Raw genomic sequence first — 672 nt, 5'->3', positions numbered from 1 at the left:
TTGGTACCGGTTCATTTGGCGTTACCTTAGTTGGATCACTTGGATCAGTTGGGTATTGTGGGGTTGGTACATTTGGAATTGGATTTCCATCTGGGTCAACTGGCACAATCTTACCATTCTTAGCATAACTTACAGTAACCGTGTAATTGTCAGTATTGTGGTTAACAGTTGTTGCATCAACATTGACATTATCACTACTATCACGACTTACTCGTACAACATGGTACCCATCAACAACCGGTGTCTTTTCACCATTCAAGTTACCATTACCACTCCAAGTAATCGGTGTAATCCATTGACCAGTTACCTTGTCAATGACACCTTCACCAATGAAGTTAGCAGTTTGTTCAACTGGTTCACTGATCTTATTGCCATTTTCATCCACATATTGAATTGTCCGCGTAACGCTCTTTGTCACTTGGTCAGAACCTTGTGGGAACTTAGGACCATCTGGATCACTAGGATTAATTGGTTCACCTGGCTTACCTGGTTCGTTAGGGTTAACTGGTTGAGTTCCATGCTTCAAAACAACTGTATAAGTTTGCGTAGTATTGTCATCATTATCAAATACCGCCCCAGCTGGGAAACCATCACTGACAAGAACATAGCCTTGGTTCTCAAGTTCCTTGATTTGATCAGCTGTACTGTAATCAATGGCGCTACCTGGCTTAC

1 protein-coding gene is annotated in these 672 nt (G+C 42.0%); it reads right to left on the bottom strand.

The annotated features are described in order from the left end of the window. Window positions 1-672 (bottom strand): mucin-binding protein (locus tag H5S10_RS00020; protein ID WP_407657683.1); only part of this gene is annotated, 672 nt, incomplete at both ends.

This window comes from Limosilactobacillus balticus (assembly GCF_014145615.1).
Classification (GTDB): Bacteria; Bacillota; Bacilli; order Lactobacillales; family Lactobacillaceae; genus Limosilactobacillus; species Limosilactobacillus balticus.
The sequence above is the reverse complement of the archived record's forward strand: the minus strand, read 5'-3'. Positions and strand labels throughout refer to the sequence as shown.